Origin of the sequence: Amaricoccus sp. B4, from assembly GCF_043226085.1 — a bacterium.
GTDB lineage: Bacteria > Pseudomonadota > Alphaproteobacteria > Rhodobacterales > Rhodobacteraceae > Amaricoccus.
The window spans coordinates 54732-75230 of the sequence record NZ_CP171225.1; the positions used below are offsets into that span (position 1 = coordinate 54732).

A 20499-nucleotide genomic window follows, 5' to 3' on the forward strand; every position below is an offset into this window, starting at 1 on the left:
GCGGGCCTGGCTCAGATGCCGCCGAGGCAGATGTATTTGACCTCGATGTAGTCTTCCCAGCCGTATTTCGAGCCCTCGCGGCCCTGGCCCGACTGTTTCACGCCGCCAAAGGGCGCGACCTCGGTCGAGATGAGGCCGGTGTTGACGCCGACCATGCCGTATTCGAGCGCTTCCGCCACGCGGAAGACGCGCGAGAGATCGCGGGCGTAGAAGTAGGAGGCGAGGCCGAAGATGGTGTCGTTGGCCTTCGCGATCACGTCCTCGACATCGTCGAAGCGGAAGAGCGGGGCCACCGGGCCGAAGGTTTCCTCGGAGGCGACCTTCATGTCCTGGGTGACGCCGGTCAGCACCGTGGGCTCGAAGAACGTGCCGCCCTTGGCGTGCGGCTTGCCACCGGTCACGACCTCGGCGCCCTTGGAGAGGGCGTCGGCGATGTGTTCCTCGACCTTCTCCATGGCCTTGGGCGAGATCAGCGGCCCGGCGACGACGCCGTCCTCGAAGCCGTCGCCGACCTTCATCTTGCCGACGGCGGCAACCAGCTTTTCGGCGAAGGCATCATAAACGCCCGACTGCACGTAGATGCGGTTGGCGCAGACGCAGGTCTGGCCGTTGTTGCGGTATTTCGAGATCATCGCGCCTTCGACCGCGGCGTCGAGATCGGCATCGTCAAAGACGATGAAGGGCGCGTTGCCGCCAAGCTCCATCGAGGTCTTCTGGATCTGCTCGGCGGACTGGCGCATCAGGATGCGGCCGACCTCGGTCGAGCCGGTGAAGGTCAGCTTGCGCACCTTGGGGTTCGAGCAGAATTCCTCGCCGATCGGCGCGGAGCGCGAGGAGGTGACAACGCTGAACAGCCCGGCGGGCAGGCCCGCGTCCTCGGCGAGCCGCGCCATCGCGAGCGCCGAGAGCGGCGTCTCGCCCGCGGGCTTCGAGACGAAGGCACAGCCGACGGCAAGCGCCGGGGCGGCCTTGCGCGCGATCATCGCGTTCGGGAAGTTCCAGGGCGTGATCGAGGCGACGACGCCCACCGGCTGCTTCAGCACGATGATGCGCTTGTCCGGCTGATGGCCGGGGATCACGTCGCCATAGACGCGCTTGGCCTCCTCGGCGAACCACTCGATGAACGAGGCGCCGTAGAGGATCTCGCCGCGGGCTTCGGCCAGCGGCTTGCCCATCTCGGCGGTGAGGATGGCGGCGAGATCGTCGGCATTGGCGACCATGAGGTCGTTCCACTTGCGCAGGACCGCGGCGCGTTCCTTGCCGGTCTTCCGCGCCCAGTCCTTCTGGGCAACTTCGGCCGCGTCGATTGCCGTGCGGGCTTCCTCGACGCCGAGGTCCGGCAGCGTCGCGATCACCTCGCCCGTGGACGGGTTGGTGACATTGAAGCTTTTTCCGGAGGCGGCGTCGATCCACTTGCCGCCCACAAGGGCGGAACATACGAGCAGGTCGGGGTTGGAAAGCCGGTCGGCGAGCTTCTGGGTGGTCATGGTTCGTCCTGTTGGTTCAGTTCGAATGCTGGGAGGAGAAGAAGCGCGCAGCCCCCGTCACGGGTTCCGGCGCCTTTCCGGCCGGGGCGCGGGCGATCCCCCGCGCGCGCGCGGCAGCCATTGCGCAGGGCCGCCCCCGGAGGGGCGATCCCGCGTCGGCGGTCTCAGGCGGTGGCCTCGAGGGCCTTCGCGCCCTGGGAGACTTCAAGCAGGGAAGCCTCGATGATGTCCAGCGCCTCGGCAAACACGTCGTCCTCGATCGTCATCGGCGCAAGGAAGCGGATGACGTTGCCGAAGACGCCGCAGCTCAGCAGGATCAGACCCTTGGAGAGTGCGTTGAGGCGGAAGGCCGTGGTGAACTCGGGGCTTGGCGCGCCGGTCTCGGGATCGTTGAACTCGATGGCGTTCATGAAGCCCGGGCCGCGGATATCGGCGATTTCCGGCACCCTTCCGCGCAGGGATTCGAGGCGTGCCTTGAGCTGGTCGCCGAGCACGGTCGCGCGTGCGCAGAGCCCTTCCTCCTCGATGACGTCGAGCACGGCATGGGCCGCGGCGATGCCGATCGGGCTGCCGGCATAGGTGCCGCCGAGGCCGCCGGGGGCAGGGGCGTCCATGAGCTCGGCCCGGCCGGTGACGGCGGAAACCGGGAAGCCGCCCGCGAGGCTCTTGGCCATGGTCATGAGATCGGGGATCACATCGTAGTGGTCCATCGCGAAGAGCTTGCCGGTGCGGGCAAAGCCGGTCTGGATCTCGTCGGCGATGAGCAGGATGCCGTGCTTGTCGCAGATCTCGCGCAGCGCCCGCATGAAGGCCGCGGGCACGGGATAGAACCCGCCTTCGCCCTGAACCGGCTCGATGATGAACGCAGCGACCCGCGACGGTTCGACATCGGCGGCAAAGAGACGGGCGATCGCGTCGAGCGACTGCTCGATGCTGACGCCGTGCAGCGGGTTCGGGAACGGGGCGTGGAAGACATCGCCCGGCATCGGGCCGAAGCCCACCTTGTAGGGAACGACCTTGCCGGTCAGTGCCATGCCCATGAAGGTCCGGCCGTGGAAGCCGCCGCCAAAGGCGATCACCGCCTGCCGGCCGGTTGCGGCGCGCGCGATCTTGATCGCGTTCTCGACCGCTTCGGCGCCGGTGGTGAGGAAGATCGACTTCTTCGCATGGTCGCCCGGGGTCAGCGCATTGAGCCGCTCGGCCAGATGCACGTAGTTCTCGTAAGGCACGACCTGCGCGCAGGTATGGGTGAAGCGGTCGATCTGATCCTGCACCGCCGCCATGACCTTCGGATGGCGATGGCCGGTGTTCAGAACGGCAATGCCGGTGCCGAAATCGATATAGCGTTTGCCTTCGGTATCCCAGAGCTCGGCGTTCTGGGCGCGTTCGGCGTAGATCTGGGTTGCCATGGCGACACCGCGTGCAATCGCGGCGTTCTTGCGGTCGGTCAACGGTGCTGCGGTCATCGGAACCTCTGAATCTCGACAGAATTTTTGCATTTATTCTGTAGCTTATTGACACCGGCGGTGTTTACATTTTTGTCTTGGAAACGCAATCGGAATTTTCAGCAGCCGAAAATCGAGGAAAGATGCCGGAGACGAGCCAGGCGGCCCCGGCCGTGTTCAAGATCACCGAAGTCGCGCGTCTGGCTGGCGTTTCCGCCTCGACGCTGCGGCTTTGGGAGAATCAGGGACTGATCACGCCGGAGCGTACGCCGACGGGCCACCGGCAGTACCGCGCCAAGGACGTGCGGCGGGCGCAGCGCATTTGCTGGTATCGCTCGCGGCGCGGGCTCAATCCCGCGGCGATCCGCGAGGCGCTTGCCGCGGAGGGCGAAGAGTTTGAAAATGCCGCGCTCTTCGAGCCGCTGCGGCCGATCGAGATCGGCGGCAAGTTGCGGGCACTCCGCCGCTCCGCCGGTCTTACGCTCGAGCAGGTCGCCGAGGATCTCGGCACCTCGGCCTCCGTCGTTTCCACCTTCGAGCGCACCTCGCAGGGGGTGAGCTTCCGGCTCATGCACGACCTTGCGGAATATTTCGGCACCACCGTCTCGACGCTTTCGGGCGAGCAGGACTGCGCGCGCGCGCTCGTCCGGGCCGGGGAATGGCAGGTCTGGCCGGAGAGCTCGTCGGGCGTCACGGTGCAGTTGCTGGCCGAAGGCGAGCGCAGCATGGATTGCCACCGCTTCGTCCTCGCGCCGGGCGCGGCGAGCGAGGGGGCCTACAGCCACGACGGCGAAGAGTTCCTCCACGTGCTCTCGGGATGCATCGAGATCGTGCTCGACGAGGAGGAATTTCACGTGCTTGGTCCAGGCGACTCGCTCTACTTCGGCAGCCGCCGGAAACATGCCTGGAGCAACGCTCACGATGACGTGACGGTCCTGCTCTGGATCAACACGCCGCGCAGTTTCTGATGTCGGGTTCCGCCATTCCCGTCGCGATGCGAACCCGGACGTCCCGTAATTGCTGCCCGAAAGTGCAGCATTTTCACCTGTCATGGTGTTGTCACCCCTATCTTCCGCTGCCGAGATGTCACAGACTGGCCTCGAAGCACGGCTTCGTCACTGGGGAGGACGAAGCGCTGGGGGTGGCACAGATGCCAGGAAATCGGCTCCGTTCTACCGGGCAGGACCCGGCCGGCCTTCCGCTCTCGCGGCGGTTTGGCCTGTGCCGCGAACGGAGCTACCTCGAAGCGAACGTGTTTCTGCCGACAGCAGACGGGCAGCGGAAGCCCGCGCCGGCAGGAAGCCTTCACCAACGAGCCGGCGCAGCCCGGTCCCCACAGGAGCAAGAACTAGCATGACACCCTTCGCGATTGCCGGCATCCAGATGCAGGTCGATGCGCTTCAGTCGAACGTCGAGGCGATGCTTCATCGCACCGACATCCTGATGGCGCGCTTCCCTTGGACGCAGATGGCAGTCTTCAGCGAACTGGCGCCCTATGGGCCGCTGCACCGGTTCGCCAAGCCATTTCCGAACGAGGCGATCGAGCGCTTCCAGCACAAGGCGCACCAGCACAAGCTCTGGCTCGTTCCCGGCTCGATGTTCGAGCGCAAGGACGACGGCCGCATTCTCAACACCTCCGTGGTCATCAACCCCGAGGGCGAGATCGTCGCACGCTACTCGAAGATGTTTCCGTTCCGGCCCTACGAGGTCGGCATCTCGGCGGGCAACGAGTTCTGCATCTTCGACGTGCCGGAGGTCGGCCGCTTCGGGCTCTCGATCTGCTACGACATCTGGTTCCCCGAGACGACGCGCCACCTCACCAGCCAGGGCGTCGAGGTGCTTCTGCATCCGGTGCTGACCGGGACGACCGACCGCGAGGCGGAGATCTCGATCGCGCGCGCGACCGCGGCACAGTTCCAGTGCTACGTCTTCGACATCAACGGCCTCGGCTCGGGCGGCATGGGCCGTTCGCTCGTCGTCGATCCCTCCGCCGCGGTGCTGCACCAGTCGGCCGGTCAGGACGACATGTTCCCGATCGAGATCGACCTCGACCTCGTGCGGCGCCAGCGCGAATTCGGCCTCCGCGGCCTCGGGCAGGTGCTGAAGAGCTTCCGCGACCGCGAGGTCGACTTCCCGGTTTATGACCGAAGCAGCGGCGCGGATGCCTATCTGCAGCGGCTCGGCCCGCTGGAGATCCAGCGGCAGGGCTCGCGTGCTGGGCTTGCCAGCGCCGACCCGCGTACCATGCTGAGCGTGACCGAAGCCAAGGCCGATGCCGACTGGGCAGGTCAGGGCGATGAGGCGATGGCGCCCCAGCCTCCGCTTCACAGTCACGCATCAGGCTGACGGGTGAAAAGGACAGGGAGCAAAAAAGATCAATGAACAAACCGCCAAACACCGCATCGACTCTGTCGGCCACTGAGGCCGCAGAGCGTCAACTGCCCTCGATCGGCGACTACTACAGTGCAACGCAGCTCCGCGCCGACCGCTGGAGCGCATTACGCGCCGCCGTCGAGGGTCTTTCCGTCACCAGTCTCGACAGCCGCAAGGGCAAGAAGCTGCTGCAGGACGCCGACGAGCTCATGTCGGCGCTTGCCCCGATCGAGACCTACTGGGCCTTTCCGGGGGCGACCGCCTACGAATACATGCGGCGGCTCCTCGAGCAGCGGAAGATCGACGATTTCTCCCACGCGGTCCGCCGCGTGGTGCGGGCGCTCACCTCGGGCGCCTATCGCCGCCGCACGATTCCCCTCGTCGCGGAAGACAGCGACAGCGAGGATTTCGAGGACGAGGTCGCCCTCTCCCCCGAGGCCCGCGCGCTCGGCCGACCCTATTTCGAGGTGCTGATCGTCGACAGTCTCGGCGATCAGCAGGAGCGCTGGCTGCGCACCAGTCTTCAGCATGTCCGCAGGCCGGAGGACGCCTTCATCTACGAGGCGGTCGTCGTGCCGAGCCTCGAGGACGCCCTGATCGGTATCCTCTTCAACTACAACGTTCAGGCCGTGGTCGTCCGGCCCGGCCTCACGCTCAAGTCGCGCAACAACCTCTCGCTGCTGAGCAAATATCTCAGATCGGCCAGCGAGGAAGAGGATCTCGACGGGTTGCGGCCCGAGGAATACGGGCCCGAGACCTGCCGGCTCATCGCCAAGATCCGGCCCGAGCTCGACACCTATCTCGTCACCGACCGTTCGGCGGAGGCGATCGCGGGGCTCGATCTCGGCAGCTGCCGCCGGGTCTTCTACAATCAGGAAGACTTCCTCGAGCTACACCTCAACATCCTGCGCGGCGTCAACAGCCGCTACAAGTCGCCGTTCTTCACGGCGCTGAAGGAATATTCCAAGCAGCCGACGGGCGTCTTCCACGCCATGCCGATCAGCCGCGGCAAGTCGATCACCCGGAGCCACTGGATCCAGGACATGGGCGCCTTCTACGGCCCCAACATCTTCCTTGCGGAAACCTCGGCGACGAGCGGCGGCCTCGACAGCCTTCTCGAGCCGCGCGGCCCGATAAAGAAGGCGCAGGAGGCGGCGGCGCGTGCCTTCGGCTCGAAGCAGACCTTCTTTGCCACCAACGGCACCTCGACCTGCAACAAGATCGTGGTGCAGGCGCTGGTCCGGCCCGGCGACATCGTGCTCGTGGACCGCGACTGCCACAAGTCGCACCACTACGGCATGGTGCTGGCCGGGGCCAAGGTCGTCTACATGGACAGCTATCCGCTGAACGAACACTCCATGTATGGCGCGGTCACGCTTCGGGAGATCAAGCACAAGCTGCTTGAGCTCGAGGCCGCGGGCAAGCTCGACAAGGTGCGCATGGTGCTGCTGACGAACTGCACCTTCGACGGGCTCATCTACAATGTCGAGCGCGTCATGGAGGAATGCCTTGCGATCAAGAAGGACCTGATCTTCCTCTGGGACGAGGCGTGGTTCGCCTTCGCGCGCTTCAATCCGGTCTATCGCCAGCGGACGGCAATGCACGCTGCGGCGTCGCTGCGCCGCGTGCTCCGGACCCCGGAGCGGGTCCAGGCCTACGAGGAGCAGCAGGCGCGGCTTGCGGAAGACGAGGATGGCGACATCCGCCTCAACACCCGGCTCATCGCGCCACCCGATGCGCGGGTCCGGGTCTATGCGACGCAATCGACCCACAAGACCCTGACCTCGTTGCGGCAGGGCTCGATGATCCATGTCTACGACCAGGACTTCAAGGGTGAGACGGAACAGGCCTTCCACGAGGCCTACATGACCCACACCTCGACCTCGCCGAACTACCAGATCATCGCCTCGCTCGATGTCGGCCGGCGCCAGGTCGAGCTCGAGGGCTACGAGTTCGTGCAGCGCCAGATCGACAGCGCGATGTCGCTGCGCCGGGCGATCGGGTCTCATCCGCTGCTGCAGAAATACTTCCGCGTGCTGACGGTCGCCGACATGATCCCGCCGGAGTATCGCGACAGCGGGCTCGAGTCCTACTACGACGCACAGCACGGCTGGACCGATGCCTGGAACAGCTGGGCCACCGACGAGTTCGTGCTCGATCCGACCAAGATCACGCTCGCCGTCGGCGGGACGGGCTGGGACGGTGATACGTTCAAGACCCAGATCCTGATGGACAAGCACGGGATCCAGATCAACAAGACCTCGCGCAACAGCGTGCTCTTCATGACCAACATCGGCACGACACGCTCCTCGATCGCCTATCTGATCGAGGTGCTGGTGGGCATCGCGAAGGATCTGGACGACCTCCTTGACGATGCCTCCAAGATGGAGCGGCGCTCCTTCGAGAACCGTGTGAAGAGCCTTGTCGAGCATGTGCCGCCGCTGCCGGACTTCAGCCGGTTCCACTCCGCGTTCCGCAAGAGCGATACCCCGGAGGGCGATATCCGCTCCGCGTTCTTCCTCGCCTATGACGAGGACAATTGCGACTATCTCGATCTGAACGGCGAGCTGCTGCAGAAGCTGGAAAGCGGGGAGGAGCTGGTTTCCGCGTCGTTCATCATTCCCTATCCGCCCGGATTTCCGATCCTGGTTCCGGGCCAGGTCATCAGCCGCGAGATCCTGACCTTCATGCGTGCACTCGATGTGAGCGAGATTCACGGCTACCGGCCTGACCTCGGGCTTCGCGTCTTCACGACCGAGGCCCTGAATTCCGTCGCCCAAACCTGAAACAGACCGAGGGACAAGAGGAAAAGACTATGCCGAAGAAAACCCTGAAGAACATATCTGAAATCAGGCGGTATTTTCACACCAACGAGGACCCGATATATTTCGTGTCGGCGACGAACTTCAACTTGCTCGGAATCGACGAGTGGGTGAAAAACTTCAAGTATATCTGCTACATGGATTGCTTCGACGGGCGGCACCCCAACGTGCTCGTGCCCTCCGAGATGCCGCATGACGAGTTCCAGTCCATCGAGGACATCAACAACTACCTGCTGCAGCACAAGGAAGTCGTCGATTTCGTCAAGGCCCGCGGCGGCAAGCCGAAATTCGTCTTCCTGATGTTCAACGAGAAGACCGAGGCGCTGGTCAAGGAACTCGGCGGCGAGATCTGGTTCCCCAAGGCGAGCCTGCGCGAGCGCTGCGACAACAAGATCGAGACCGTCCGGATCGGCGACAAGGCGGGCGTGCCCTCGGTGCCGAACACGCTCTCCGAGGTGAAGAGCTATGCGCATCTCCAGGAGATCTGCGACAAGGCGGGCCTCGGCCACGACCTCGTGCTGCAGTCGGCCTTCGGCGACAGCGGCCACACCACCTTCTTCATCAAGTCCGAAGCCGATTTCGGCAAGCATGGGCACGAGATCGTCGGCGAGGGCGAGATCAAGATCATGAAGCGCATCGATTGCCGCGGTTCGGCGATCGAGGCCTGCACCACCAGCGAGGGCACCATCGTCGGGCCGCTGATGACCGAGCTCGTGGGCTTCAAGGAGCTCACGCCCTACCGCGGCGGCTGGTGCGGCAACGAGATCTTCTCGACCGCCTTCCAGCCCAAGGTCCGCGAGCAGGCGCGCGAGCTCACCTTCAAGTTCGGCGAGCAGCTCCGCAAGGGCGGCTACCGCGGCTATTTCGAGCTCGACTTCCTCATCGACAAGAAGACGGGCGAACTCTGGCTCGGCGAGCTCAACCCGCGCATCACCGGCGCAAGCTCGATGACCAACCACGCCGCCTTCGCCCATGCCGACGCGCCGCTCTTCCTGTTCCACCTGCTGGAATTCTCGAAGAAGCCGTTCCGCTTCGACGTCGAGGAGCTCAACGCCCGCTGGTCCGATCCCGACATGATCGACAGCTGGACGCAGATGGTGATCAAGCACACCGATGACAGCGTCGACATCATCACCGAGGCGCCGCAGAGCGGCATCTACAAGATGCATCCGGACGGCACCGTGGCCTTCGACCGCTTCGACTATCACCGGCGCGCGGTGGAAACCGAGGACGAGGCGTTCTTCCTGCGCATCCTCAAGGATGGCGACTACCGCTACGAGGGCGCCGATCTCGGCATTCTCGTGATGCGCGGCCGCTCGATGACGAAGTCCTTCCAGCTGACCGACCGGGCCAAGGCCTGGATCGACGGCATCAAGAACTCGTTCTCGGCACGCCCGCTCAGCGCCGCCAGGGCCTTCGAGGAGCCTGCCTTCAAGATCATGTGAAACACCTCATGAACATCCGGTTCCGCGGCATCAGCGAAGACCAACCCGGCCCGATCTGGGCCGGGGTTTTCAACACGTTCTGGCCCGCCTACCGGCGATGGTGGGGGCGGGAGGGGCTCGCGGCCCGGCCAACCTATCTGGAGTGCCTCCGGGCGCTCCGGACCCACATGCCCGAGATTGTGCCGCTCTACGAGACGCTCTGCGAGCTTGTCGGCGGCAGCGACAGCCAGGCGCGGTTCCTGAGCTTCTACTGCCCGCCGCGCTATCTCTCCGGCTGCAGCCAGGCGATCTGGCAGGGCGACCGGCCGCTCCTGGTGCGCAACTACGACTACCACCCGCGGGCCTTCGACGCGATCCTGCTCCGGACCGCCTGGGGAGGGCGGCAGGTGATCGGCATGAGCGACGGGCTCTTCGGTCTCGTGGACGGCATGAACGACGCGGGCCTCGTCGTCTCGCTCACCTTCGGCGGACGGCGCGAGGTGGGCGAGGGCTTCGGCGTGCCGCTCATCCTGCGCTATATCCTGCAGACCTGCTCGACGCTCGACGAGGCCGTCGCGGTGCTCTGCCGCGTGCCCTGCCACATGAGCTACAACGTCACCGTGCTCGATCCGGCGCGGCGCTACGTCACCGCCTATCTCACCCCGGACCGCCCGACGATCATCTCCAACACCCCGGTGGCCACCAACCACCAGGAGCGCGTCGAATGGTCGAGCCACGCCCGGTTCACCGCAACCGTCGAGCGCGAACGCTTCCTGCTCAACCGGCTGACCCAGCATCCGGAATCGGAGGAGCGCTTCATCTCCGCCTTCCTGATGCCGCCGCTCTATTCCACGGCCTTTTCCTCGGGCTTCGGCACGCTCTACACCGCCGCCTACCTGCCGCGGGAAGGGGCGATGCAGCTCTGGTGGCCCGATCACGTCTGGAACCAGAGCTTCAGCGCCTTCACGCCCGCCTCGAAGCTGATCGTCCTGCCGGAGGACGCGCCGGACAAATACGCCCATCCCCATTGAGCCGCGCCCGCGCCTCTTGACGCGCGCGTCACCTTCGCGGTAGCGCGGGGTCAGGCTGCAGACGCCTGCCTCCCGCGGGCCCGCAAGGGTCCTGGTGAAGGTCTGCCGGGGACATTCGCTCGAAATGCAGTCCTTTCCGCGTCTCGCGCGGATGGCAATGCGGGATCCATCCGGTATCCGCGAGATGCGCGCATGAGGAATGCCGCGCGATGCCCGAACCTGCCCGCAATCCGTTTCTTCGCGGGGCGCTGCCCGCGATCTTTGCCCGCACGGCGCTGCCGATCATCTTCGTGATGGGCATGAACGGCCTCCTGACCGTCGTCGATGCCCTCTTCCTCGGGCATTTTGCCGGGGAGGCCGCCTTGGCGGCCGTCACCCTGATCTTCCCGCTCTACATGCTGATCGTCGCACTCGCGACGCTGGTCGCGAGCGGCATGGCCAGCATTCTCGCCCGGCTGCTCGGGGCAGGGCGGCGCGATGCGGCGCGCGAGATCTTCGCCCGCGCCCATTGGCTCGCGCTGGCGGCCGGTGTGGCGCTGATCGCGCTTCATGCGCTCCTCGGCGGCGCACTCGTCGTCAGGGTCGCGGGCGCGGATCCCGCGCTGGCCGCACCGGCGGCGCTCTACCTGCGCATCCTCGTACTCTTCGCACCGCTCCAGTTCCTGCTCGCGGTCAATTCCGACGCGCTGCGCAGCGAGGGCCGCGCCGGCTTCATGGCGGCGGCGAGCCTTCTGGTCTCGCTCGGCAACATTGCCTTCGACTATCTGCTGATCGCAAGGCTCGATCTCGGCGTGGCGGGCTCGGCCTTCGGGACGGTGCTCGCCCAGGCGCTGGCGCTCGGCATCATCCTCGCCGCCCGCGCGCGCGGCGGCATGGCGCTCGGTCTCCCGGCCCTGCGCCGGAACGCCACCCTCGCAGGCTCGGGCGGCATGCTCGCGCTCGGCGCGCCGCAGAGCCTCGGCTTTCTCGGCATCGCGCTGGTCTCCTCGGCGATCCTGCTCAGGCTGCAGACGCTGGCGCTGCCGGACTATCCCGCGACGGTGGCGGCCTATGGCATCGTCACGCGCGTCCTCACCTTCGCCTTCCTGCCGCTGCTCGGTCTGTCGCAGGCGATGCAGTCCATCGTCGGCAACAACCACGGCGCCGGGCTGGCGGAGCGGGTGCGCGGCGCGGTCCGCCTCGCGCTCGGCTGCGCCTTCGTCTACGGCGCGGCGGTGGAGGCCCTCGCGATGGGCTTCGCCGCGCCGATCGGCGGGCTCTTCGTCGCCGATCCCCGGGTCATTGCCGAGGTCGCGGCGATCCTGCCCGTCATGGTGACGCTCTATGTGCTCACCGGGCCGCACATGATGGTCGCGGCCTGGTTCCAGGCGCTCGGCGATGCGCCGCGCGCGGCGCTTCTGGGCCTCGCGAAACCCTATCTTTTCACCCTGCCGCTGATCGTGCTGCTGCCGCATCTGTTGGGCCCCCGGGCGATCTGGTGGGCGATGCCGGGGGCCGAGGCGCTGCTTGCGCTCCTCACGCTCGCGGTGCTCTGGCGGGCCATCCGCGCCCGCAACCCTGCCCGGGCCAGGGCGGTCCGGCCATGAGCGCGGCGCGTCTCACCCCGGCCGAAGCCAAGGCCGAGGCCCGGCGGCTGCGCACGACCCTCGCCGCCGAGGGCGTGGCGATCAGCCACGGGCAGGCGCTCGAGCGCGTGGCCCGGGCGCAGGGCTTCCGCGACTGGAACGCGCTCCACGCCGCCATCGCCCGCCGCCCGCCCGCGGGCTTCGTGCCCGGCGGCCGGGTGCGCGGCCACTACCTCGGCCAGCCCTTCGAGGCGACGGTGCTGCGCGCGGCCCGGCTCCGGCCCGGCTGGTACCGGCTCGAGCTCGCGCTCGACCGCCCGGTCGATGTCGTGACCTTCGCGAGCTTCTCGAACCTCCGCCGGCGCGTGCGGGGCACTGTCGGCCCGGCAGGCACCTCGCGCGAACGCACCGCCGACGGGCGGCCGCATCTGGAAATCGAGCTCTGAGCGGGCCCCTCCGGCATGCCGGGGACTGGCACCGATCTGCAACAGCTTCCACCTCAAAGGAAAAACATCCGCCAAAAGTTTTTTGTGTTCTCAAAGGTGCGGTCTACCCAAGAGAGAGAAACACCGGAACACCAGATCCATCCACGCACGGGAGGCTGGCGATGGAATTGCTCGACCGTTCACTGAATATTTACGATTACCTGACGTTCGCCGCGATCATACTGATGATCGTCGTCCTTCTCGCGATCATTCTCTTCATCATGGGTCTGCCGGGGCGCATCGCTATTGCGCGCAACCATCCCCATGCCGAGGCGGTGAAGATCATGGGCTGGATGGGCTTCCTCGCCGTCGTGCCCTGGGTGCATGCCTTCATGTGGGCCTTCCACGATTCCATGACCGTCGATCTGCGCCGCACGCCGAAAGAGGAACGCGATCACGTCCGCGCGGAAATCGCGCGGCTCGGCGGCAAACCGAAAGCCGAAAATCCCGGGGGCGACGATGCCGGTCCGCAGGAAGGCTGAGCGCCACATCGCCCGGCCCGGCGCCGGGGCAGCAGAGGAGGCCCGCACATGCTGATCGCGGTCGGGATCACGCTTTTCTACATCATTTTCGTCTGGCTGATCTTCTTCAAGCTCAAGCTCCTCAAGTTCAGCATCGTCTGGGGCGTGGTCTCGTTCTGGGTCGGCGCGCATCTCATGCTGATCTTCCTCGTGACGCTGCGCTTCTATCAGCCATATTCGATGGACGCCCATGTCATCCGCAGCACGATCCAGATCATCCCGCGCCTCACCCAGCCGACGATCCTCACCGAAGTGGTCGTCGAGCCCAACGTGCCGGTGAAGAAGGGCGACCCGCTCTACCGCTTCGATCAGACCGTCTTCGCCCGCCAGGTCGAGCAGGCGACCGCGCAGCTCGCTTCCGCCGAGCAGAACGTGCTCATTCTCCAGCAGGATCTCGCCGCGGCGAAGGATGCGGTGACGCGCGCCAACGCCCAGCTCGCCTATTCGCTCTCCCAGCAGACCCGCTACGGCAACCTCGTGCCCAAGGGCGGCGCGCGCCAGGACGAGCTGGACCGCTGGAACGCCCAGGTCGAGCAGGACAAGGCCGCCGTCTCCGAGGCCGAAGCCAACCAGCAGAAGGCCCAGCTCGCGGTCGATGCCAATGTCGACGGGGTGAACCCGGACGTGGCCGCGGCGAAGGCCCAGCTCGCCGAGGCGCAGTATTTTCTCGACAACACCACGATCAACGCCCCCGAAGACGGCATGATCGTCTCGCAGCAGGCCCGCCCGGGGCTCGTGGTGGGCGAAATGCGGCTCGGCGCGATCGCGAGCTTCGTGACCGCCGAGGACCCCTACCTGCTCGCGACCTACCGCCAGCAGAACCTCAAGTTCGTGCAGCCGGGCCAGGATGTCGAGGTCGCGCTCGATCTCTATCCGGGCGACATCATTCCGGGCAAGGTCGAGGCGGTCTGGTGGGCCACCTCGCAGGGCCAGCTCCTGCCCTCGGGGCGGCTGCCGCATTTCATGCTGCCGAAGCTGCCGGGCCGGATCGCGGTGCAGATCCGCCTCGATCCGCCCGACGGCCGCGAGATCCCGGCCGGCGCCCATGCGGCGGTGGCGATCTACACCGGTGGCGCCACGAGCTTCGAGTTCCTCCGCCGGATCAACATCCGCATCTACTCGTTCGGCAACTTCATTCGCCCGCTGAACATCTGATGGCACGGAGGGCAGGGCAGATGAGACGATCGTTCCGCAGCCGCGCCGGCGTGCTCCTCCGGAGCGCCGCCGTCGCGGGCCTCCTCGCCGGCTGCACCATGGTCGGCCCGGATTTCACCCGCCCCTCGAGCCCGGTCCTCGACCGCTGGATCGAGGAAAACGCCCCGGGCCCGGATGCCGCAACCGGCCTCACCACCCGCAGCGCGCCGGTGGTGCGCTGGTGGGAGACCTTCCGCGACCCGGTGCTCGACGGGCTCGTGGCCGAGGCCTATGCCCAGAACCTCACGCTGCAGATGGCGGGCGCGCGGGTGATGCAGGCCCGCGCCCAGCTCGGCATCGCCCATGGTGAGCTATTCCCGCAGTCCCAGGCCGTCGGGGCGGCCTATTCCCGGCGCCGGATCAGCGAGAACCTCGGCCCGGTGCAGGACATCGAGCGCTTCGTGCCGCTCGATCTCACCTTCGCCACCTCCGAGGCCGCCTTCGATGCGCAATGGGAGCTCGACGTCTGGGGCGGCCAGCGCCGCGGGGTCCAGGCGGCGCGCGCCAACCTTGCCGCCGAGGTCGCCAATTACGACGACGCGCTCGTCACCCTCGTGGGCGATGTCGCCGCGGTCTACATCAACATCCGCGCGCTGCAGCAGACGCTCGGCGTCACCCGCGCCAACATCGCGCTCCAGACCCAGGGCAATGACCTCACCCGCAACCGCTTCGACGAGGGCGTGACCACCGATCTCGACGTGCAGGAATCGACCGCGCTTCTCAACCGCACCCGCGCCATGGTGCCGATGCTGGAGAGCGACCTGCAGCAGGCCAAGAACGCGCTTGCCGTCCTGCTCGCCCAGCCGCCGTCGCGGATGACGAAGCTGCTCGGCAGCTCCGGCCCGATCCCGCGGGCGCACGGCAAGGTCGATGTCGGCATCCCGGCCGAGCTCCTGCGGCGGCGGCCCGACATCCGCGCCGCCGAGCTCGAGGCCGCGGCGCAATCGGCCAATGTCGGCGTCGCGATCAGCGACCTCTACCCGCAGTTCGTGCTCACCGGCAGCATCGGCACCATGGCGAGCTCGGGCAACGATCTCTTCGCCGCCAACAGCGTCACGTCGCTCGCAAGCCCCGGCGTGGTCTGGAACGTGCTCAACTACGGCCGGATCCAGAACAACGTCCGCGCGCAGGACGCCGCCTTCCAGGGCCTCGTCGCGAATTACCAGAACACCGTGCTCGCAGCCTATGCCGAGGTCGAGAACGCGCTCGTCGCCTATCAGAAGTCCCGCACCCAGGTCGGCTATCTCGAGGCCGCCTCCGAGGCGGCACGCAAGGCCGCCGAGATCGCGCTCTCGCAATATGGCGACGGCGTCGCCGATTACAGCCGCGTGCTCAACACCCAGGAGGCCGCGCTCCGCATCGAGGCCGCCCTCGTCGATGCCCGTGCCCAGGTCTCGGAAAACCTCGTCGCGCTCTACAAGGGGCTCGGCGGCGGCTGGGAAATCCGGGCGGGCCGCGAATTCCTGCCCGACGATGTCATTGCCGAGATGGCCTATCGCACCGACTGGGGCGATCTCCTGAAGGAACCGGCCCGCGCCGCGGAGCCGGCTGCCGCCGCCGCCGGCGCGCCGGGCTGAGCCGACGCGCCGCAGCGACCGGGCTCACCGCGTCTCGGCCGCGCCGCGCTCCGCCAGCGCGCGCCAGCGTGCGACGGAGGCCGCTGCAGCCGAGGCGAGAAGCCGCGTGTCGCCCGATACCGTGGTGAGATCGAAGCCCCAGCCGACGGCGCGCGCGGCATAGTCCGGCGTGCCGCAATGGAGCCCGGCCACCAGCCCGTTCGCCTTGCAGGCCGCGAGGATGCGCTGGATGAGCGCGATCATCTCCGGCTCCTCCCGGTCGAAGCCGGGCGCCAGCCGCCCGCCCTGGGTGCCGAGGGTGAGATCGACCGGGCCGATATAGAGCCCGTCGAGCCCCGGCGTCGCCGCGATCTCGTCGAGCCGTTCGGCGCCCGCCGCCGTCTCGATCATCGCGAGCGCCAGCACCTCGCCATTGGCCGCGGTGCCGTAGCCGCCATAGGCCACGGCCGCGCGCGTCGGGCCGAAACTGCGCTGGCCCTCGGGCGGATAGCGCAGGTAGCTCACGAACTCCGCCGCTTCCTCCGCCGAATTCACCATCGGGCAGATGATGCCCTGCGCGCCCGCATCGAGCGCCTTCATGATCGCGCCCGGCTCGCGCCAGGGCACGCGGGCAAGCGGCGTCACGCCCGAGGCCCGCATCGCCTGCAGCATCGGCAGCAGGGCCGCGTAGTCGAGCGCGCCGTGCTGGAGGTCGATCGTCAGGCTGTCATAGCCCTGCGCCGCCATGATCTCGGCGGTGAAGGCATTGCCGATCGAGAGCCAGCCGTTGAGCGCGGGCCGCCCCTCCGCCCAGATCTGCCTGAGCCTGTTGGTGAACATGGCGCGCGCCTCCTCTGCCATCTCCCGCCCGCCGCTGCCGCGGGCCGCGGGCGATCATCCTGGACGAAACCGGTTCGGGCGGAAAGGCCGCCCGGGGGGGCGGCTCACTCCGCCCAGCGGGGCTTGCGCTTCTCGAGGAAGGCCGAAATGCCCTCGCGGGCCTCCTCGGCCTCCCAGGCATCGGCGAGCTGGCGGATCGTGTCCTCGATCACGTCGGCATCGATCCGCGGCCCCAGCGAACGCGCGAGCCGCTTGGCCCGGCCGACCGCCCCGCGCGGCAGCGCGAGGTAGGGCGCGACCTCCGCCTCGATGGCGGCGTCGAGATCGCCGGGCGCGACGGCGCGGGCGATGATCCCGAGATCCGCCGCCTCGTGGCCGCCGAAGACCCGCGCGCTCATGAAGACCCGCCGCGCCGCGGCCTCGCCGATCCGCGCGATGACATAGGGGCTGATGGTCGCCGGGATGATGCCGAGCCGCGTCTCGGTGAAGCCGAAGCGGCAGTCCTCCGCGGCGATGGCGATGTCGCAGACCGCCGCCATGCCCATCCCGCCGCCGAGCGCTGCGCCCTCGACCCGGCCGATGAGCGGCACCGCCATCTCGTTCAGCGCCTTCAGCATGCCCGCGAGCCGGCGCGCCTCGCGCATCCTGCCCTCCCGGTCGGCCTCGATCTGGGCCATCATCCAGCCGAGATCGCCCCCGGCGCAGAACGTGCCCTCCGCGCCCGACAGCACCACGGCGCGGATCGCCGGATCGGCCTCCGCGGCGCGGGCGAAATCGGTGAGCTCGTCCATCATCTGCGCCGAAAGCGCGTTCTTCCGTTCCGGGCGGGCGAGCGTGAGCCGCGCCACGCCGCGCGCATCCGTCTCGACCCGGATGGTTTCCTGGCCTGTCATCTTTCTAGGTCCCCCTCCTGGTCGCCCGGGCGCAGCGCGCGGGCAAAACGCGCCGCCGCGGCCAGCGCCTCCCGGTCGATCCCGGTTGCCAGGCCCTCGGCCTCCAGCATCGCGACCACCGCCTCGGTCGCGACATTGCCCCGCGCCCCCGGCGCATAGGGGCAGCCGCCGAGCCCGCCTGCGGAGGCATCGAAGACCCTGAGCCCACGGGCGAGCGAGACGCGGATGTTCTCGAGCGCCCGCCCGCCGGTGTCGTGGAAATGCCCCGCGAGCTGCTCGGCGGGCAGCCGATCGATCACCGCCTCGAGCATCGCGTTCACCGTCTCCGGCGTGCCCTGGCCGATGGTGTCGCCGAGCGAGATCTCGTAGCAGCCGAGTGCTGCGAGCGCCGCCGCCACATGCGCCACCGCCTCCGGCGCGATCCGCCCCTCATAGGGGCAGTCGGTCACGCAGGAGACATAGCCGCGCACCGGCACATCCGCCGCCGCCGCCTCCTCCATCAGCGGGCCGAACCGCGCGAGGCTCTCCGCGATCGAGCAGTTGATGTTCCTGCGGCTGAAGCTCTCGGAGGCCGCGGCAAACACCGCGACCTCGTCCACACCCGCCGCAAGCGCCGCCTCGAGGCCCCGGAGGTTCGGGGTGAGCGCGGTATAGGCCGTGCCGGGCCGCCGGGTGATCCGGGCCAGCACCTCGGCGCCATCGGCCATCTGCGGCACCCATTTCGGCGAGACGAAACTCGCCGTCTCGATCTTGGCAAACCCCGCCGCCGAGAGAAGATCGACGAGCGCGACCTTGTCGGCGGTCGCGATCATCGCCGTCTCGTTCTGCAGCCCGTCGCGCGGCGACATCTCGAAGACGAGAACCTTGTCGGCCATGGCTCAGGCCTCCTCTTCCTCGAGCAGCAGCAGGAAGGCGCCCTGATCGACCTGATCGCCTTCCGCCACCATCACCTCCGCCACCGTGCCGTCGCGGGGCGCGGTGAGCGAATGCTCCATCTTCATCGCCTCGAGCACGATGAGCGTCCGGCCCTTCTCGACCCGGTCGCCGGGGGCCGCGCTCACCTGCCGCACGAGGCCCGGCATCGGCGCCGAGATCGCATCGCCCGTGCCGTCCTCGGCCTCGGTGCCCGCCTCATGGAGGTGGAAGTCATGCGCCGCCGCGCCGCGCTGGACATGGACGAGCGCGCCCTTGAGGAAGACCGCCGCCTCGCGCCGCACGCCACCCGCGCGCCAGAAGAGCCGGCCCGCCTCGAGCCGCACGTCGCTGAGCTCGACCGTGCCGAGCGGCGTCTCCGCCCGCCGCCCGCCATCGGCCCGCGTCTCGACCGTGACGATGACGGAGGCATCGACCCCCTCGAAGGTCACCGCCTGCCGCGCCGGGCCGAAGAGCCGGAAATCGGCGAAGGCCGCGAAGGGCGGCGCCGCGGCGCCGGCCTGCCCGTGGAGCAGCACCGCAAGGGCGGCGGCCGCCAGATCCTCGGCATCCGGGGCGGGGGCCTCGGTGAGCGCGGCCTGCTTGCGCTCGATGAGCCCGGTATCGACCCGCCCGGCGGCGAAATCGGCATCCGCCGCGAGCCGGGCCAGGAAGGCGCGGTTGGTCACCGAACCGCTCACCACCGTCCCGGCCAGCGCCCGCTCGAGCTGGCGCAGCGCGCTCGCCCGGTCGGGGCCATGGACGATCACCTTGGCGATCATCGGGTCGTAATGCGGCGTGATCATGTCGCCCTGCCGCACGCCGGTGTCGATCCGCACGCCCGCCTCCGGAAAGGCCAGCCGCTCGAGATGGCCCGTCGCGGGCAGGAACCCGGCGGCGGCATCCTCGGCATAGAGCCGCGCCTCGAAGGCATGACCCGAGATCGCCAGATCGTCCTGGGTGAAGGGCAGGGCGGCCCCTTCCGCCACCGCGATCTGAAGTGCTACGAGATCGAGCCCGGTGATCGCCTCGGTCACCGGATGCTCGACCTGGAGCCGCGTGTTCATCTCCATGAACCAGAAGCGGTCGGGCGAGAGCCCCTGCGCGCCATCGACGATGAACTCCACCGTTCCCGCCCCGCGATAGCCGACCGCCAGCGCGGCCCGCACCGCCGCCGAGCCCATGGCGGCGCGCATCTCCGGCGTCATGCCGGGGGCCGGAGCCTCCTCGATCACCTTCTGGTGCCGCCGCTGCAGCGAGCAGTCGCGCTCGAAGAGATGCACCGCATGGCCATGGGCATCGCCGAAGACCTGCACCTCGATGTGGCGGGGCTTCAGGATGTATTTCTCGATGAGACAGGCCGGATCGCCGAAGCTCGAGCGGGCCTCGCGCTGCGCGCCTGCCAGCGCCTCGCGGAAATCCTCTTCCCGATCCACGCGCCGCATGCCCTTGCCGCCGCCGCCCGCGCGCGCCTTCACGAGCACCGGGAAGCCGATCTCGCGGGCGCGCCCGAGCAGGAAGTCCGGGTCCTGCTCCTCGCCGTGATAGCCGGGCACGACCGGCACGCCCGCCTCCTCCATCAGGGCCTTCGCCCGGTCCTTGAGCCCCATGGCGCGGATCGAGGCCGCCGAGGGCCCGACGAAGGTGAGCCCCGCCGCCTCGACCGTCTCGACGAAATCCGGGTTTTCCGAAAGAAACCCGTAGCCGGGATGGATAGCATCCGCGCCCGTGGCCTGCGCCGCGGCGAGGATCGCATCGCCCCGCAGATAGCTTTCGGACACCGGCGCCGGGCCGATCCGCACCGCCTCGTCGGCCATCGCGACATGGAGGGCGTGGGCATCGGCGTCGGAATGCACGGCGACGGTGGCGATGCCGAGCTCGCGCGCGGTGCGGATGACGCGGCAGGCAATCTCGCCGCGGTTGGCGATCAGCAGCTTTCGCATGGTCATGA

The 20499-nt window shown here is 67.9% G+C and carries 16 protein-coding genes; 10 read left to right on the plus strand and 6 right to left on the minus strand.

Annotation, left to right across the window (positions count from 1 at the left end):
- Positions 1 to 11: 11 nt before the first annotated feature.
- Entirely contained in the window at positions 12 to 1487 is a 1476-nt protein-coding gene (locus ACF66B_RS00275; RefSeq protein ID WP_111428795.1) for an NAD-dependent succinate-semialdehyde dehydrogenase, read from the minus strand.
- Positions 1488 to 1651: 164 nt separating this feature from the next.
- Positions 1652 to 2953 (minus strand): 4-aminobutyrate--2-oxoglutarate transaminase, encoded by a 1302-nt coding sequence (locus ACF66B_RS00280; protein ID WP_111428794.1) that lies wholly within the window; start codon positions 2951 to 2953, stop codon positions 1652 to 1654.
- A 122-nt stretch (positions 2954 to 3075) separates the two neighbouring features.
- Between ACF66B_RS00280 and ACF66B_RS00285 the strand changes: the two genes are divergently transcribed.
- From ACF66B_RS00285 to ACF66B_RS00330, 10 genes are all read left to right on the plus strand, one after another.
- Positions 3076 to 3900, plus strand: a complete 825-nt coding sequence (locus tag ACF66B_RS00285) for a MerR family transcriptional regulator (RefSeq protein WP_111428793.1) — start codon at positions 3076 to 3078, stop codon at positions 3898 to 3900.
- Between the two features lie 385 nt (positions 3901 to 4285).
- Complete coding sequence (locus tag ACF66B_RS00290; protein WP_111428792.1) at positions 4286 to 5278, plus strand: carbon-nitrogen hydrolase family protein; 993 nt, start codon at positions 4286 to 4288, stop codon at positions 5276 to 5278.
- A gap of 32 nt (positions 5279 to 5310) precedes the next feature.
- Entirely contained in the window at positions 5311 to 8091 is a 2781-nt protein-coding gene (locus ACF66B_RS00295) for an aminotransferase class I/II-fold pyridoxal phosphate-dependent enzyme (RefSeq protein WP_111428791.1), read from the plus strand.
- The gene (locus tag ACF66B_RS00300; protein WP_392664781.1) at positions 8088 to 9572 is read left to right on the plus strand and encodes a biotin carboxylase; all 1485 of its coding nucleotides are present in this window, start codon (positions 8088 to 8090) and stop codon (positions 9570 to 9572) included. Before ACF66B_RS00295 ends, ACF66B_RS00300 begins: the two co-directional genes overlap by 4 nt.
- Positions 9573 to 9580: 8 nt before the next feature.
- The gene (locus ACF66B_RS00305) at positions 9581 to 10582 is read left to right on the plus strand and encodes a C45 family autoproteolytic acyltransferase/hydolase (RefSeq protein ID WP_392663629.1); all 1002 of its coding nucleotides are present in this window, start codon (positions 9581 to 9583) and stop codon (positions 10580 to 10582) included.
- Between the two features lie 209 nt (positions 10583 to 10791).
- Positions 10792 to 12168 (plus strand): MATE family efflux transporter, encoded by a 1377-nt coding sequence (locus ACF66B_RS00310; protein WP_111428789.1) that lies wholly within the window; start codon positions 10792 to 10794, stop codon positions 12166 to 12168.
- Positions 12165 to 12593 (plus strand): glyoxalase superfamily protein, encoded by a 429-nt coding sequence (locus ACF66B_RS00315; RefSeq protein ID WP_111428788.1) that lies wholly within the window; start codon positions 12165 to 12167, stop codon positions 12591 to 12593. The genes ACF66B_RS00310 and ACF66B_RS00315 overlap by 4 nt, the downstream gene beginning before the upstream one ends.
- Before the next feature lie 161 nt (positions 12594 to 12754).
- Positions 12755 to 13114: a DUF3302 domain-containing protein gene (locus tag ACF66B_RS00320; RefSeq protein ID WP_111428787.1), complete on the plus strand. Its 360-nt coding sequence runs from the start codon at positions 12755 to 12757 to the stop codon at positions 13112 to 13114.
- Positions 13115 to 13162: 48 nt separating this feature from the next.
- On the plus strand, positions 13163 to 14308 hold the full coding sequence (locus ACF66B_RS00325) for an HlyD family secretion protein (RefSeq protein ID WP_111428786.1): 1146 nt from the start codon (positions 13163 to 13165) through the stop codon (positions 14306 to 14308).
- A gap of 20 nt (positions 14309 to 14328) precedes the next feature.
- Positions 14329 to 15924 (plus strand): efflux transporter outer membrane subunit, encoded by a 1596-nt coding sequence (locus ACF66B_RS00330; RefSeq protein ID WP_111428785.1) that lies wholly within the window; start codon positions 14329 to 14331, stop codon positions 15922 to 15924.
- A gap of 24 nt (positions 15925 to 15948) precedes the next feature.
- Here ACF66B_RS00330 and ACF66B_RS00335 read toward each other — a convergent pair whose 3' ends face one another.
- The 4 genes from ACF66B_RS00335 to ACF66B_RS00350 form a co-directional block, all read right to left on the minus strand.
- Positions 15949 to 16743 carry an aldolase/citrate lyase family protein gene (locus tag ACF66B_RS00335; RefSeq protein WP_111428964.1) on the minus strand — a complete coding sequence of 265 codons (795 nt, stop codon included), beginning with the start codon at positions 16741 to 16743 and terminating at the stop codon, positions 15949 to 15951.
- A gap of 104 nt (positions 16744 to 16847) precedes the next feature.
- Complete coding sequence (locus tag ACF66B_RS00340) at positions 16848 to 17636, minus strand: crotonase/enoyl-CoA hydratase family protein (RefSeq protein ID WP_111428784.1); 789 nt, start codon at positions 17634 to 17636, stop codon at positions 16848 to 16850.
- Positions 17633 to 18511: a hydroxymethylglutaryl-CoA lyase gene (locus ACF66B_RS00345; protein WP_111428783.1), complete on the minus strand. Its 879-nt coding sequence runs from the start codon at positions 18509 to 18511 to the stop codon at positions 17633 to 17635. The genes ACF66B_RS00340 and ACF66B_RS00345 overlap by 4 nt, the downstream gene beginning before the upstream one ends.
- Positions 18512 to 18514: 3 nt before the next feature.
- Positions 18515 to 20497 (minus strand): biotin carboxylase N-terminal domain-containing protein, encoded by a 1983-nt coding sequence (locus ACF66B_RS00350; RefSeq protein ID WP_111428782.1) that lies wholly within the window; start codon positions 20495 to 20497, stop codon positions 18515 to 18517.
- Between the last annotated feature and the right edge of the window lie 2 nt (positions 20498 to 20499).

Excerpts from the sequence above, each read along its gene's own strand:
- ACF66B_RS00275 (WP_111428795.1), bottom strand. The coding sequence starts at position 1,487 with ATGACCACCCAGAAGCTCGCCGACCGGCTTTCCAACCCCGACCTGCTC.
- ACF66B_RS00280 (WP_111428794.1), bottom strand. The coding sequence starts at position 2,953 with ATGACCGCAGCACCGTTGACCGACCGCAAGAACGCCGCGATTGCACGC.
- ACF66B_RS00285 (WP_111428793.1), top strand. The coding sequence starts at position 3,076 with ATGCCGGAGACGAGCCAGGCGGCCCCGGCCGTGTTCAAGATCACCGAA.
- ACF66B_RS00290 (WP_111428792.1), top strand. The coding sequence starts at position 4,286 with ATGACACCCTTCGCGATTGCCGGCATCCAGATGCAGGTCGATGCGCTT.
- ACF66B_RS00295 (WP_111428791.1), top strand. The coding sequence starts at position 5,311 with ATGAACAAACCGCCAAACACCGCATCGACTCTGTCGGCCACTGAGGCC.
- ACF66B_RS00305 (WP_392663629.1), top strand. The coding sequence starts at position 9,581 with ATGAACATCCGGTTCCGCGGCATCAGCGAAGACCAACCCGGCCCGATC.
- ACF66B_RS00310 (WP_111428789.1), top strand. The coding sequence starts at position 10,792 with ATGCCCGAACCTGCCCGCAATCCGTTTCTTCGCGGGGCGCTGCCCGCG.
- ACF66B_RS00315 (WP_111428788.1), top strand. The coding sequence starts at position 12,165 with ATGAGCGCGGCGCGTCTCACCCCGGCCGAAGCCAAGGCCGAGGCCCGG.
- ACF66B_RS00320 (WP_111428787.1), top strand. The coding sequence starts at position 12,755 with ATGGAATTGCTCGACCGTTCACTGAATATTTACGATTACCTGACGTTC.
- ACF66B_RS00325 (WP_111428786.1), top strand. The coding sequence starts at position 13,163 with ATGCTGATCGCGGTCGGGATCACGCTTTTCTACATCATTTTCGTCTGG.
- ACF66B_RS00330 (WP_111428785.1), top strand. The coding sequence starts at position 14,329 with ATGAGACGATCGTTCCGCAGCCGCGCCGGCGTGCTCCTCCGGAGCGCC.
- ACF66B_RS00335 (WP_111428964.1), bottom strand. The coding sequence starts at position 16,743 with ATGTTCACCAACAGGCTCAGGCAGATCTGGGCGGAGGGGCGGCCCGCG.
- ACF66B_RS00340 (WP_111428784.1), bottom strand. The coding sequence starts at position 17,636 with ATGACAGGCCAGGAAACCATCCGGGTCGAGACGGATGCGCGCGGCGTG.
- ACF66B_RS00345 (WP_111428783.1), bottom strand. The coding sequence starts at position 18,511 with ATGGCCGACAAGGTTCTCGTCTTCGAGATGTCGCCGCGCGACGGGCTG.
- ACF66B_RS00350 (WP_111428782.1), bottom strand. The coding sequence starts at position 20,497 with ATGACCATGCGAAAGCTGCTGATCGCCAACCGCGGCGAGATTGCCTGC.